Annotated in this window: 12 protein-coding genes; 5 read left to right on the forward strand and 7 right to left on the reverse strand. The window is 56.1% G+C overall.

The window, feature by feature from the left end:
* Positions 1-15: 15 nt before the first annotated feature.
* Positions 16-894: a carboxylating nicotinate-nucleotide diphosphorylase gene (gene nadC / locus A377_RS0109875; protein ID WP_019896192.1), complete on the reverse strand. Its 879-nt coding sequence runs from the start codon at positions 892-894 to the stop codon at positions 16-18.
* A gap of 121 nt (positions 895-1,015) precedes the next feature.
* Here nadC and ampD point away from each other — a divergent pair, with 121 nt between their 5' ends.
* Positions 1,016-1,576 (forward strand): 1,6-anhydro-N-acetylmuramyl-L-alanine amidase AmpD, encoded by a 561-nt coding sequence (ampD, locus tag A377_RS0109880; protein WP_019896193.1) that lies wholly within the window; start codon positions 1,016-1,018, stop codon positions 1,574-1,576.
* A 35-nt stretch (positions 1,577-1,611) separates the two neighbouring features.
* Here the strand turns inward: ampD and A377_RS0109885 are convergent, their stop codons facing one another.
* Entirely contained in the window at positions 1,612-1,842 is a 231-nt protein-coding gene (locus A377_RS0109885; protein ID WP_019896194.1) for a hypothetical protein, read from the reverse strand.
* A 173-nt stretch (positions 1,843-2,015) separates the two neighbouring features.
* On the opposite strand from A377_RS0109885, the gene fldA reads away from it, so the two are divergent.
* Complete coding sequence (fldA, locus tag A377_RS0109890; protein ID WP_019896195.1) at positions 2,016-2,534, forward strand: flavodoxin FldA; 519 nt, start codon at positions 2,016-2,018, stop codon at positions 2,532-2,534.
* A gap of 111 nt (positions 2,535-2,645) precedes the next feature.
* Here fldA and hflD read toward each other — a convergent pair whose 3' ends face one another.
* Genes hflD through A377_RS0109905 form a run of 3 tightly spaced genes read right to left on the reverse strand, consistent with a single transcriptional unit; the run spans position 2,646 to position 5,231 of the window.
* Positions 2,646-3,323: a high frequency lysogenization protein HflD gene (gene hflD, locus A377_RS0109895; RefSeq protein WP_019896196.1), complete on the reverse strand. Its 678-nt coding sequence runs from the start codon at positions 3,321-3,323 to the stop codon at positions 2,646-2,648.
* A gap of 26 nt (positions 3,324-3,349) precedes the next feature.
* On the reverse strand, positions 3,350-4,525 hold the full coding sequence (gene mnmA, locus A377_RS0109900; protein WP_019896197.1) for a tRNA 2-thiouridine(34) synthase MnmA: 1,176 nt from the start codon (positions 4,523-4,525) through the stop codon (positions 3,350-3,352).
* 31 nt (positions 4,526-4,556) lie between these two features.
* Positions 4,557-5,231, reverse strand: coding sequence for an rRNA large subunit pseudouridine synthase E (locus A377_RS0109905; RefSeq protein WP_019896199.1), 675 nt, complete (start codon positions 5,229-5,231; stop codon positions 4,557-4,559).
* Between the two features lie 315 nt (positions 5,232-5,546).
* On the opposite strand from A377_RS0109905, the gene A377_RS0109910 reads away from it, so the two are divergent.
* Both A377_RS0109910 and A377_RS0109915 read left to right on the forward strand, forming a co-directional pair.
* A complete protein-coding gene (locus tag A377_RS0109910) occupies positions 5,547-7,781 on the forward strand; it encodes an NADP-dependent isocitrate dehydrogenase (RefSeq protein ID WP_019896201.1) in 2,235 nt (744 codons plus the stop codon).
* 92 nt (positions 7,782-7,873) lie between these two features.
* Entirely contained in the window at positions 7,874-9,550 is a 1,677-nt protein-coding gene (locus A377_RS0109915) for a cation:proton antiporter domain-containing protein (RefSeq protein ID WP_019896202.1), read from the forward strand.
* A 44-nt stretch (positions 9,551-9,594) separates the two neighbouring features.
* Here A377_RS0109915 and A377_RS0109920 read toward each other — a convergent pair whose 3' ends face one another.
* Positions 9,595-10,314, reverse strand: a complete 720-nt coding sequence (locus tag A377_RS0109920; RefSeq protein WP_028485459.1) for a YebC/PmpR family DNA-binding transcriptional regulator — start codon at positions 10,312-10,314, stop codon at positions 9,595-9,597.
* A 146-nt stretch (positions 10,315-10,460) separates the two neighbouring features.
* Between A377_RS0109920 and A377_RS0109925 the strand changes: the two genes are divergently transcribed.
* A complete protein-coding gene (locus tag A377_RS0109925; RefSeq protein WP_019896204.1) occupies positions 10,461-11,804 on the forward strand; it encodes a diguanylate cyclase domain-containing protein in 1,344 nt (447 codons plus the stop codon).
* A gap of 7 nt (positions 11,805-11,811) precedes the next feature.
* Here A377_RS0109925 and A377_RS0109930 read toward each other — a convergent pair whose 3' ends face one another.
* Positions 11,812-12,435, reverse strand: coding sequence for an alkylphosphonate utilization protein (locus A377_RS0109930; RefSeq protein WP_019896205.1), 624 nt, complete (start codon positions 12,433-12,435; stop codon positions 11,812-11,814).
* Positions 12,436-12,441: the final 6 nt, after the last annotated feature.

Below are 12,441 nucleotides of genomic sequence, written 5' to 3' on the forward strand. Positions count from 1 at the left end.
GATGGGGTTCGCTTCTTAACGGATGGGGGTGTCAGGCAGTTCAAACCGCATGGAGTAGTCAATCGCTTGAAGATGCTTGGTGATGGCACCGGTGGACACAAAATCCACGCCCGTCTGACCCAATTGAGGGCATTGCGACAGGGTAACATTGCCCGAAGCTTCCAGCTTGGGTGGCGTCGGGCGCTTGGTCTGGGCCTGCACCCAGTTCACCGCTTCTTTGATCTGCACCAGAGAAAAGTTGTCGAGCATGATGGTGTCGGCCCCGCTTTCATAAGCTTCGGCCAGTTCCGCCATGGTTTCGGTTTCCACTTCCACCATCACTTCCGGGTGTTGCTGTCGGGCCTGTCTGGCCGCCTGGGCAATGCCGCCTGCGGCCATAATGTGGTTTTCCTTGATCAGAATGGCGTCATACAGGCCCACCCGGTGGTTTTGTCCGCCGCCGGTTTTGACGGCGTATTTCTGAGCCAGGCGCAGCCCCGGCAGGGTCTTGCGCGTGTCCAGCAGGCGGGTGTGGTCACTGTCGAGCGCCTCAACATATCGGCGGGTGACACTGGCGGTACCGGACAGGGTCTGCAGAAAGTTCAATGCGGTGCGTTCGCCGGTCAATAACGACGCCGCCTCTCCCCGCAAGCGGCAGATGATCGTGTCCGCCGACACGCAATCGCCTTCTTCACAGGCCCAGTCAATGCGCACGCTCGGGTCCAGCTGGGCAAACACCTGATCAAACCAGGGACGGCCACAGACCACGGCCGCCTCCTTGGCTGTGACCGTGGCGGTGGCCGGGCCGGCGGGTACCAGTGCGGCGGTAAGATCGCCCTGACCGATGTCTTCGTTCAAAGCATTGGCCACGTCTGCTGACAAGCTGTGGAAATAATCGATGTTGCGTTGACCCATAATCCGGCGCTTTCTTTCCGTGAAAACCGCCATTATACTATGGCGGATACGGTTTGCGGGGCGAGCACCGCTTCCCGGCAAAAAATTCACACCAATTATAAAGATTTTCTGTAGCGGTTTTATGCCCCAGGCACACACAGCCATCGAAATTGATTCCCGGACCCACTGTCTGAACGAGGCGCGGTTTATCCCCAGCCCCAATGCCGATGATCGACCGGACGCGTCAGACATCTCTCTGGTGGTGATTCACGGGATCAGCCTGCCGCCCGGACAGTTTCAGACCGAAGGCGTTACCCAGCTGTTTACCAATGCGCTGGACCCGTGGGAGCATCCTTATTACGCCGAAATTCAGGATTTGAAAGTGTCTTCGCATCTGTTTATTCGTCGAGATGGCGAATTGATTCAGTATGTGCCGTTCAACCGGCGGGCCTGGCATGCAGGGCAGTCGCAATGGCAAGGACGAACGGGCTGCAATGATTTTGCCATTGGCATCGAACTGGAGGGCACCGATACCCTGGCCTATGATCCGCGCCAATACCGTCAGTTGAATCGAGTGCTGGCCGCGCTCGGTCGAGCTTACCCGCGCTTGTCGAATCGGTGTCTGGTCGGACACAGCGATATTGCCCCGGGACGCAAAACCGATCCGGGCGAGGCGTTTGACTGGTCGCAGGTGACTTTCTGATTGTGATCGATTTTTTTTGATCTGCTTGGGAGACCTCAGGCAATCCAGCCTTTTTTGGGCTTGTTGGACTGGTAGCGCCGCTTGGGCAGGAATTTCAGACAGGGCCGACCGGAAGACTCCAGCACCACGGCGCTGGGCATTTGCGTGGTTTTGAACCCGAACGCTTTGCAGCCACGTGGGTTGCTTTCGTCCCAGGTAATGTAAAAATGCTGGCATTGAAAGCAGTCAATCAGCTTGGCGCGCTCGGCATCATTGGTCTGACTCATTGGACCTCATTAATCTTTTTTCTCTGGAAAGGGTGTGTCAGATGATAAAATCCATGCCCATAAAGTCAAGGGCAACATTCCGGACCAGCTGCATGGATTGCAACCTGTCCCGGTGATCCGTATGATAATTGTACAAGCAAATTGACCCATAAAATCAAACAAAAGGAAGCAGCATGAGTAAAGTCGGATTGTTTTATGGCACCGATACAGGCAACACCGAACGAGTGGCCGATATGATCAAGGACAAGCTGGGCGCAGACATGGTCGAGGTCCACGACATTGCCACAGCCTCCCCGGACGATTTTGCTCAATACGATAAAATCATTTTGGGACAGCCCACATGGTATTACGGTGAGCTTCAGTCCAGCTGGGACGATTTCTGGGACGAATTCAAGACGGTCGACTTTACCGGAAAAACCGTGGCCTGTTTTGGTCTGGGCGATCAGGCGGATTACGCCGAATACTTTCTCGATGCCATGGGCTTTATGCACGATATCGCGGTGGAAAACGGTGCCACCCCGGCTGGCTATTGGTCCACAGACGGCTATGAATTCGATGAGTCCAAGGCGGTCACCGAAGACGAGGAATTTTTCGTGGGGCTGGCCATTGACGAAGATCAGCAACCGGAACTGACCGCAGGACGGATTGATGCCTGGGTGGATCAGATCAAGGAAGAAATGGCACTGAGCTAAGTCTCGACGTTTTCAGAAAATGCCATAACAACGGCCCGGAAATTCCGGGCCGTTTTGTTTTGTGAGTCTGAAAAAAGCAAAAACCACCAGGCCTGGTGGTTTGGATGGTTGTCAGTGGGTTGGCCCATCGTCAGGCGATGGGCGTTCCGGTGTTTCGCGGGGGCGGTGCAGAGCCTGAATGGCCTGCAGGTATTTTTTGCGGCTGAGCAACAGTCCCCAGCGGGTACCGCCGACCTGTCGCCACAGCAGGGCGGCGCGAAGCCCGGCCAGCAGCAGCGCCCGGATTTTGTTGGCGGTTTTCGGGTTCTGCAGGTGGCCGTGCTGACCGTTGACCATGATCCGCGGGTTGATCTGACTGATGTTGTCGCTGTAAGCCCGCGCCAGCGTCGCAATCACGTTTTCATGGTAGTCGCCAAAGTGGCTGCGCTGACCGCGCGACGATTCAATGGTATGACTGACCTTTTCCAGCACGCCTTGCTTGGACACGTTTTTTTCCAGAATCATCAGACTGAGCACGTACTTGGTGACTTCAATATTGCGGTTGCTGGCCGTCTGAGCCCCGCGCATCTGATTGAGCAGGGTTTCCACCCCCAGCTGAATATTGGCCACATCGCCGCCAAACACATCCAGCGTCTGTTCCGGGTTGTCGCAATAAAGCGAATCGATGGTGGCCTGATAGGCATGGGACGGTGCCTGACCGGTGGTGGCCAGTTCAAACACCAGTTGGGCCGCCTGGTAAATGCCGCTCAGGGCAATGGCTTTGTCGTGAAAGGTGTAAGCGTTGCTCATATTAAGGCCTTTGAATCAAAATTGGGTCACTGTGGAGGAATGGCGTCATACTGGGTTTTCGCCTGTGTCAGCTCATGGTGGCGCGAATCAATGATCGCGCCGCCCAGACAGTCATTGCCCTGATAAAACACTATCGATTGACCGGGGGTGATGGCGGTTTGCGGCGCATCAAATTCCACCAGCAGGCGGTCGGCTTTCTGCTCAATAATCCGGCAGGGTTGCTGCGGCTGGCGATAGCGGATTTTGGCTTCCAGCGGTTGATCGGTCTGCGGGGGCTGACCGCTGACCCAGTCGGTTTGCACGGCGGTCAGATAACGGTGGTTGAGCAAAGGGTGGTCGTCGCCCTGAACCGCAATCAACCGGTTTTGGCGAAGGTCCTTATCGGCGGCAAACCAGGGCAGATTGCCTTCTCCGTGACCGCCGCCGATGCCCAGGCCTTTGCGCTGACCGAACGTGTAATACATCAACCCCTGATGCTGTCCCAGGTGTTCGCCTTCCGGGCTGACAATCTCGCCGGGCTGGGCTGGCAGGTACTGTTGCAGAAAGTCGCGGAAATTGCGCTCGCCAATAAAGCAGATGCCGGTGCTGTCTTTTTTGTTGTGGGTGATCAGGTCGGCCTCGGCGGCGATTTCACGCACACGGGATTTGGGCAGTTCGCCCAGCGGAAACAGGGATTTGGCCAGCTGCGCCTGCCCGAGCGTGTACAGAAAATAACTCTGGTCTTTGTTTTGATCCAGCCCCTGAAGCAAGTGGAATTGACCGTCGGCGTCCCGATGTCGGATCGCATAATGCCCGGTCGCGATGAAGTCCGCTCCCAGTGACAGCGCATGGTTGAGGAAGGCTTTGAACTTGACTTCCTTGTTGCAGAGGATGTCCGGGTTGGGGGTGCGTCCGGCCTCGTATTCCTTGAGAAAATGCGCAAATACCCGATCCCAGTATTCCCGGGAAAAGTTTTCCACATGCAACGGTATGTCCAGCGTTTCGCAGATGGCCAGCACGTCCTTGAGGTCTTCCGCTGCCGGGCAGTAGTCTTCGGTGTCGTCGCCTTCCCAGTTTTTCATGAACAGGCCTTCCACCTGATAGCCCTGCTGCTTGAGCAGCAGCGCCGCAACCGAGGAATCGACGCCACCGGAAAGGCCCACAATCACTTTGGTGGCGGCGGGATCGGCGGGCGTGGCGTTGGTAAGAGGGGAAAGCGACATAGGCAATCGAATCAGTGTCTCTGAAAAACCGTTATTTTAACATATCCTTTGCCTGAACCCGCGTCCACTGTCCGGGCATCAGGTTTTGCAAGGCCCAGGGGCCGATGCGAATCCGGATCAGGCGCAAAGTGGGAAAGCCGACGTGGGCGGTCATGCGCCGGACCTGACGGTTACGGCCTTCGGTGAGGGTCAATTCCAGCCAGCTGGTGGGAATGGCTTTGCGTTCGCGCACCGGTGGCTGTCGCGGCCAGAGCCAGTCGGGTTCCGCAACTTTTTGTGCCTGGGCCGGCAGGGTGGCACCGTCTTTCAGGGTCACACCCGTGGACAATTGCTGGATGGCGGCGTCGGTGATCTCGCCTTCGACCTGGACCAGATAGGTTTTGGACTGTTTGTGTTTGGGGTGCGATAACCGATGTTGGGTCGGACCGTGGTCGGTCAGCAGGATCAGCCCTTCCGAATCACGATCCAGCCGACCGGCGGGGTAGACATCGGGCACCTCAATGTAGTCTGCCAGTGTGGCCCGGGGCGTGTCACTCTGTTCGCTGAACTGCGACAGCACATTATAGGGTTTGTTGAACAAAATCAGCGTGGGGGCACCGGTTGGGGCAGGGCGACGTTTGTCGGACCCGGACGATTTGGACGGTTTGGGCTGCTTTAATAACGATTTGGTTTTTCGGGTTTTGTTGGCACGGTGTTTTTGTGACATCAGCGAGGTCGGCCTTTGCGCTTATTTGCCGGAGTGGTTAGAATAGCGCTTATTCTAACCCGAATATTTCACAAATTTGCACCGATCTCGCTTGCCCCTTGATTCCACAAGCAATATTTTCTCAGTCGATCGTAATCGTTTGATACGACACTTCTTCGAAAATTTCCTTGTGAAAACAAGTTTCTGCGCGACCTCGGCACAAATTCATGAAACATTCGGGTTGACACTGGCTAGGACCGAATGGCAGGCGTCCGCTCCTGGCCTGTGTTTGCCCTTTTTTGCTACAGATCCAATTGACAGATTCAAGGATAATTTATGTCTCAGAATACTTCGGCCGATATTGTTTATACCCTGACCGATGAAGCGCCAGCACTGGCAACGTTTTCATTTTTACCGATTGTGCAGGCGTTTACCAAAGCGGCCGATGTGACCGTGGAAACCCGTGACATTTCGCTGGCTGCGCGGATTCTGGCGCATTTTCCGGACTGTCTCACGGCTGAGCAGCGTCAGGCAGACGCGCTGGCCGAGCTGGGCGAACTGGCCAAGACCCCGCAGGCCAATATCATCAAATTGCCCAATATCAGCGCTTCGATTCCGCAGTTGACCCGGGCCATTGCCGAGTTGCAGTCTCAAGGCTTTGCGGTGCCGGATTACCCATCCGACCCCAAAAACGAACAGGAAGCCGCGATCAAGGCCACTTATGCCAAGGTGCTGGGCAGTGCGGTCAATCCGGTGTTGCGTGAAGGCAACTCCGACCGTCGTGCGCCCACCGCCGTCAAGAATTTTGCCCGCAAACACCCGCACCGCATGGGTCAGTGGCCGTCCGATTCCAAAACCCGCGTGGCACACATGGAGTCGGGCGATTTTTACGGTTCCGAAACCTCGGTCACCCTTGAGGACGCCACCCGGTTTCAGATTGTGTTTCAGCCCAGTGACGGCGAGCCACAGGTGCTGAAAGACTGGTCGCCATTGCAGGCCGGAGAAATCGTTGATTCGGCGATAATGAGCCAGAAAGCGCTCAATCGTTTTCTCAAACAGGCAATGGTCGAAGCCAAGGCCGAAGGGGTGTTGTTTTCTCTGCACCTGAAGGCCACGATGATGAAAGTGTCCGACCCGATCATTTTCGGCGAAGCGGTCAAGGCCTTTTTCGAACCGGTGTTTGCCGAGCATGGCGAAGCTCTGACCGAGGCGGGCGTGGATGCGGCCTATGGTCTGGGCGATCTGTTGAATCAGATTGCGGCCCTGCCTGGTGAAACGCGTCAGGCCATTGAAAACGGCATTGAGACCTGTCTGAACGAACAGGCCGATCTGGCCATGGTGGATTCGGACAAAGGCATTACCAACTTGCATGTGCCCAGTGATGTGATCATTGATGCGTCCATGCCTGCGATGATCCGTGGCGGCGGCAAAATGTGGAACGCCGAAGGCGCCGAGCAGGATACCTTGGCGGTGATCCCGGATCGCTGTTACGCCGGGGTCTATCAGGAAACCATTGCCTTCTGCCAGCGTCACGGGGCGTTTGATCCCACCACCATGGGGACGGTGCCCAATGTGGGGCTGATGGCCCAGAAAGCCGAAGAATATGGCTCGCACGATAAAACCTTCCGTATGACGCAGTCGGGTGTGGTCTCGGTCGTGGCTGAGTCGGGCGAAACCCTGATGCAACAGTCGGTGGAAAGCGGTGACATCTTCCGCATGTGTCAGGTCAAGGATGCCCCCATTCAGGACTGGGTCAAGCTGGCGGTCAATCGGGCCAGAGCCACCGGGATGCCCGCGGTGTTCTGGCTGGACACCGAGCGGGCGCACGACCACGAACTGATCCAGAAAGTGACCCACTACCTGGCCGATCACGACACCACCGGCCTGGAAATTCATATCATGCCGCCTGCCGAAGCCACCCGTTTCACCCTGCGTCATGTCAAGGATGGCAAGGACGTGATTTCGGTGACCGGCAATGTGCTGCGCGATTATCTGACCGATCTGTTTCCGATTCTGGAACTGGGCACGTCGGCCAAAATGCTGTCGATTGTGCCATTGATGAATGGCGGCGGATTGTTTGAGACCGGCGCTGGCGGCTCGGCCCCCAAGCATGTGCAGCAACTGCTGGAAGAAAACCATCTGCGCTGGGATTCGCTGGGTGAGTTTCTGGCGCTGGCGGTGTCACTGGAGCATCTGGCCGATTTTGCCAACAACCCCAAAGCCGCTGTGCTGGCCAGAACGCTGGACCAGGCCACGGAAAAACTGCTGGAAAGCGGGCGTTCTCCTTCCCGCAAAACGGGTGAAATCGACAATCGCGGCAGCCATTATTATCTGGCCGTTTATTGGGCTCAGGCACTGGCGGAGCAGAGCGACGACGCCGAATTGAAAAAACGCTTCGCCGGGCTGGCCAAAGCGCTGTCCGAGCAGGAAGCCAGCATCGTTCAGGAGCTGAATGGCGTTCAGGGCAAAGCGGTGGAGGTCGGCGGTTATTACCGACCTGATTTTGATCTGGCCGCTGCGGTCATGCGCCCCAGTGACACGCTCAACCGGATCATTGACCAGGCCTGGTAAGAAACCACCGGCCAGGATGGCCAAGGGGACGCCAAAGGACCCGATACGGAGATGTCTGAGACCATGAATGCCACTCTGCTTGGGAAAGCCGCATGCTGCTGATCTTTACGTTGATTCTGGTGGTGGTGTTGCTTTCCCGCATTCTGGAAGAGCGGCTGAACTGGCCGTTTGCCTTGTCTGCGATCACGCTGGCCTATCTGGGCAACCACTTTTTTCATCTGGACCCGTTGGGCGAAGCCTTTCCTGAAATCGTCTATCTGATGTTGCCCATCATTCTGATTCCGGATGTTCTGGGCGTCTCGCGCACGGAGCTGCGACAGAATCTCGGCAGTATCATCTATCTGTCGGTGGTGGCGGTGGGCATCGCCATTGCGCTGGCCATGGGGCTGACCCACTGGCTGGCGCCGCACTATCAGTTTACCCTCGGCATGTTGCTGGCCCTGTTTGCGCCGTTGATGGCGACGGATGTGGTGTCGGTGTCGTCGATTTTTTCCCGCTTTAAATTGCCCGAACGGCTCAAGCTCTATGCCGAAGGCGAAAGCCTGTTCAACGACATCACGGCGATGATTCTGTTTTTCTTTGTGGCCTTGCCGCTGATTGAGGGCAGTGATGTGGTCTGGTCCGAGCTGCAGTGGTCACTGGGGTCGATGGTGCTGGAATCGGTATTCGTCGGCGTGATCATCGGTTTGATCGGTTATTACCTGTTCAAGTATTTTTCCGACAGCATCGAGCAGTTTCTCACCATTTACCTGATGGCGACCATGGCGTTTCTGGTGGCCGAACATTTTCAGCTGTCCGGCATCCTTGGCGTGGTGGTGACCATCCTTTTGTTCAAGTATCTGTTTGACAAGGAAGGGCACTACAAAAAGTTTAACCTGTCCGCGCTTTATCAGTCTCTGAACCGGGAGAGCACGCCGGAAAACAGTTTTCGGGCCTATCGAAAAGAAGCGGCCTATCTGGGGATGTTTGCCAATGGCGTGATTTTTGTGGCCATCGCCAGCATTGTGGAGCTGTCGTTGCTGTGGCAGTACAAGCTGGAAATTCTGTATGCGTTTGTCCTGACCACGGTGCTGAGGGCCTTGCTGCTGGTGCCGCTGGTGGCGATCAAAAAACACCCCTGGCGCTGGAGCGGGGCCCTGACCTTTGCCGGGATGAAAGGCGGGCTGGCGATCATTATGGTGTTTTCGCTGCCGGCGAGCTTTGAATACAAAGAGCTGTTTCTGTCCGTGGTGGTCGGGGTGGTGATTCTGTCGATGTTTGTCAACACGCTGTTGCTCAAGGTCTTTCTGTTGTGGCAGGCGGAAGGGTTTGCGTTGGACAAAGCCAACGACCATCAGTCGATGGGGGAAGTGCAGGCGGCGAGAGAAACGCTGAAGCAGCTATTGGAAAAAGACACCGTCACCAGTGCCTACAACCCGCTGGTGTTTGAGGACGTGATTGAAAAGGAGATGGCACGGGCACAGCGTTATCAGGAGCCCTTTGCCTTGCTGGCGTTCGAGCATGACGATGCGAATTTTGTTGGCAATGAACTGGCGCCCTTGCTGCGAAAGTCAGACTATTTCGGCAAACTCGGCCCCCAGCGCTACGCGATACTGGCCACGCATTCCAACATTGATGCGGCCCTGATTGTGGCGCAGAAACTGCACGAAAGGTTGGAGAAACTGCCGATTGCGGTCACGGTCTTTGCCACCGGGGACACTCTGTCGATGCTGTATGAAAAGCTCGAGCAGGCGCTGTCGCGCAATAACCCGATTGATGTGGAGCTGTAGAGAAGACGCTCAAAAAACGTTCAGAGAGCAGCCTTCAAGCCTATTTAGGCATCGATGTCGTGATAAACGTTCTGCACATCGTCCACGTCATCCAGCATGCCCAGAAATTTTTCAAATAAGGCCCGGTCGTCTTCCGAATCGATGGTTTTGGTCATTTTGGGCACAAACTGAATTTCATCGATCTCGAATTCAATGCCTTCCAGATTATCCAGCAACGCCTGTTTGGCCTTGGCGTATTCGGTGTGGGGGGCAAACACGCTGATGTTTCCGTCTTCCGCTTCGATGTCGGTGACGTCCACGTCGGCCATCAGAAGGGCTTCCAGTACCGTTTCCTCATCGTCCCCTGCAAACACCAGAATCGCACTGTGATCAAACATGTGGCTGACGCTGCCCGGTGTTCCGATCTTGCATTTGGTTTTGGTGAAGCAATTACGCACATCGCCAAAAGTGCGGTTGGGGTTGTCGGTCAAACACTCAATGATCACCATGGCACTGCCCGGCCCAAAGCCTTCGTAGCGGGCCAGTTCAAAATCTTCGCCGCCACCGCCCTGGGCTTTTTCCAGTGCCTTGTCGATCACGTGTCCGGGCACCTGGTCTTTCTTGGCTCGTTCGATCAGGCCGCTCAGGGCCAGATTGCTTTCCAGTTCCGCGCCGCCGGATTTGGCACAGACATAGATTTCGCGGCTGTATTTGCTGTAGACCTTGGCCTTCTGGTCGGAGGTTTTGGCCATGGATTCTTTTCGGTTTTGGTAAGCGCGTCCCATTCAGTGTCCCCGTCCGTCGCAAAAGCGCAATTTTACACCATTTTGCAGGAAAAGTGATGCGGCAATCCCCGTTCACAAATTCGGGTCGTAATGGGTTAGAATGCGGGGGCTGGCAGCTTTTTCAAAGTGGGTGCAAAGAGGTTCTGATGGAAATACTGGTGGTCGATCCGTCCAAAAGTTACCGCAAACTGGTGCGGGACATTCTGTCCACGGAAAAAGTGGGCATCGTGGAAACCCAGTCCGGGGGCGAGGCGTTTGAATACTTGAAAAAAGCCACCCCGGATGCGATCAGTATCGCGCATGAACTGGGCGACGTCGACAGCTTCAAGTTCCTCAAAAAAATCAACCTCAATACCCGGGTCGCCAACATTCCCAAGTTTCTGCTGACCTCCCGCAACACCCAGGAATTCAAGCGTGAAGCGTACGATGCCGGGTTCACCGAAATTTTCCTCAAATCGGATTTTGCGACCCTGAAACGGGCGCTGAAAAGCCTGATGCTGTATGCCACCACCCACATTCATGCCAAAGTGCTGTATGTGGAGGACACCCAAAGTACCGCCGACTACACCAGCTACATCATGCAGCAGGCCGGTTGGGAAGTGACGCACGTCAAAAGCGGCGAAGCCGCCGCCGCGCTATTGGATCTGAAACCCACCCATTTCGATCTGGTGGTGACCGATCTGGTGCTGGAAGGCAGCGTCAGCGGCATCGGCCTGATCAACCTGATTCGTCAGTCGGAAGAAGGGTTGCGCGACATGCCGATTCTGGCGGTGTCGGGTTGGAACGATCTGCTGCGTCAGGTGTATGTGCTCAAGCACGGGGCCGGGGATTTCATCGCCAAGCCCTTTCATGAAACCGATTTTCTGGCCCGTGCCATCAATCTGATTCACAGTCACCGTGAGTTGCTGGATGCCCGGGCCGCGCAGAAGGCCCTCTACCAGAAAGCCAACCTTGATAGCGTGACCGGTCTGAACAACCGGCATTACATCGAAGAGTTCGGTGAGCGTCTGGTGCAGAAAGCGGTGAGCCGCCATCATTCGGTGGCGGTGGCGGTGATCGACATTGATTATTTCAAAGCCATCAACGATGAACAGGGGCATCTGATCGGGGATCAGGTGTTGCAAAGTGTGGCCCGGCTGGTTCGCTCCCATGGACGGTCACAGGATGTGGTCGCCCGTTATGGGGGTGACGAACTGGTGATGCTGATTCAGGAACGCACCCAGGACGAAGTCACCGAATTGCTGCAGACCCTGACCCGGCAGGTCGCCGATCTGCATCCGGCCGGGGTGTCGGTCAGTATCAGCATCGGCGCAGGCTGTCATGACAGCGCCCGCATTCCGGCACTGGTTTCGATGCTGGAAAACGCCGATCTCAGTCAGAACGATGCGGCGGCCGAAACCACCTACGAAACCTTGTTTGCCCAAGCCGACAAGGCGCTGTATGAAGCCAAGGCCCAGGGACGAAATCAGGCGGTGGTGAAAGGGGTCTGATCCTGGTTCAGGCCTTTTTCACAAACGCGGCGACCAGAACGATCTGGGTCCCGTTGACCTTGCCTTCAATGTGTTTGGGGTTGTCGGTCAGATGAATGTTCTTGACCAGAGTGCCTCGTTTGGCGGTGAATCCCGTGCCTTTGACATCCAGATCCTTGACCAGAGTGACCGAGTCGCCTTCGCTTAACTGGGTGCCGTTGGCGTCTTTGATGGTGACCGCGTCGCTGTCAGAGGCATTATTGACCAGGCCTGCCATTGAGCCTTTTTCAGCCCATTCGCGCGTTGTGTCTTCCATGTACATCATGTCCAGCAAAGGCTGAGGCCAGCCCTGATCACGCATTCGTTCCAGCAATCGCCAGGCCGTGACCTGAACGGCTGGTTCAGGCGACCAGATGCTGTCGTTGAGGCAGCGCCAGTGGTGGGCGTCCAGCTCCGCATCGGGATCGTTTTCCGCCAGTTCCAGTTGCGTCAGTGACTGTGGGCTGACCAGAATGCAATGCGCCAAATCGGGTTCGTCCGAATCGCCGGTGACAAACCAGGCGTGCTCGCCCGGTTCGCCCGAGAGTTCGCAACGATTCTGGGCGCGTTGTTTCAGGGCTTCGATCAGTGAGGGTGTTTGAATTTCTGGCATAAGTAA

Source organism: Hydrogenovibrio halophilus DSM 15072 (assembly GCF_000384235.1).
GTDB classification, from domain to species: Bacteria; Pseudomonadota; Gammaproteobacteria; order Thiomicrospirales; family Thiomicrospiraceae; genus Hydrogenovibrio; species Hydrogenovibrio halophilus.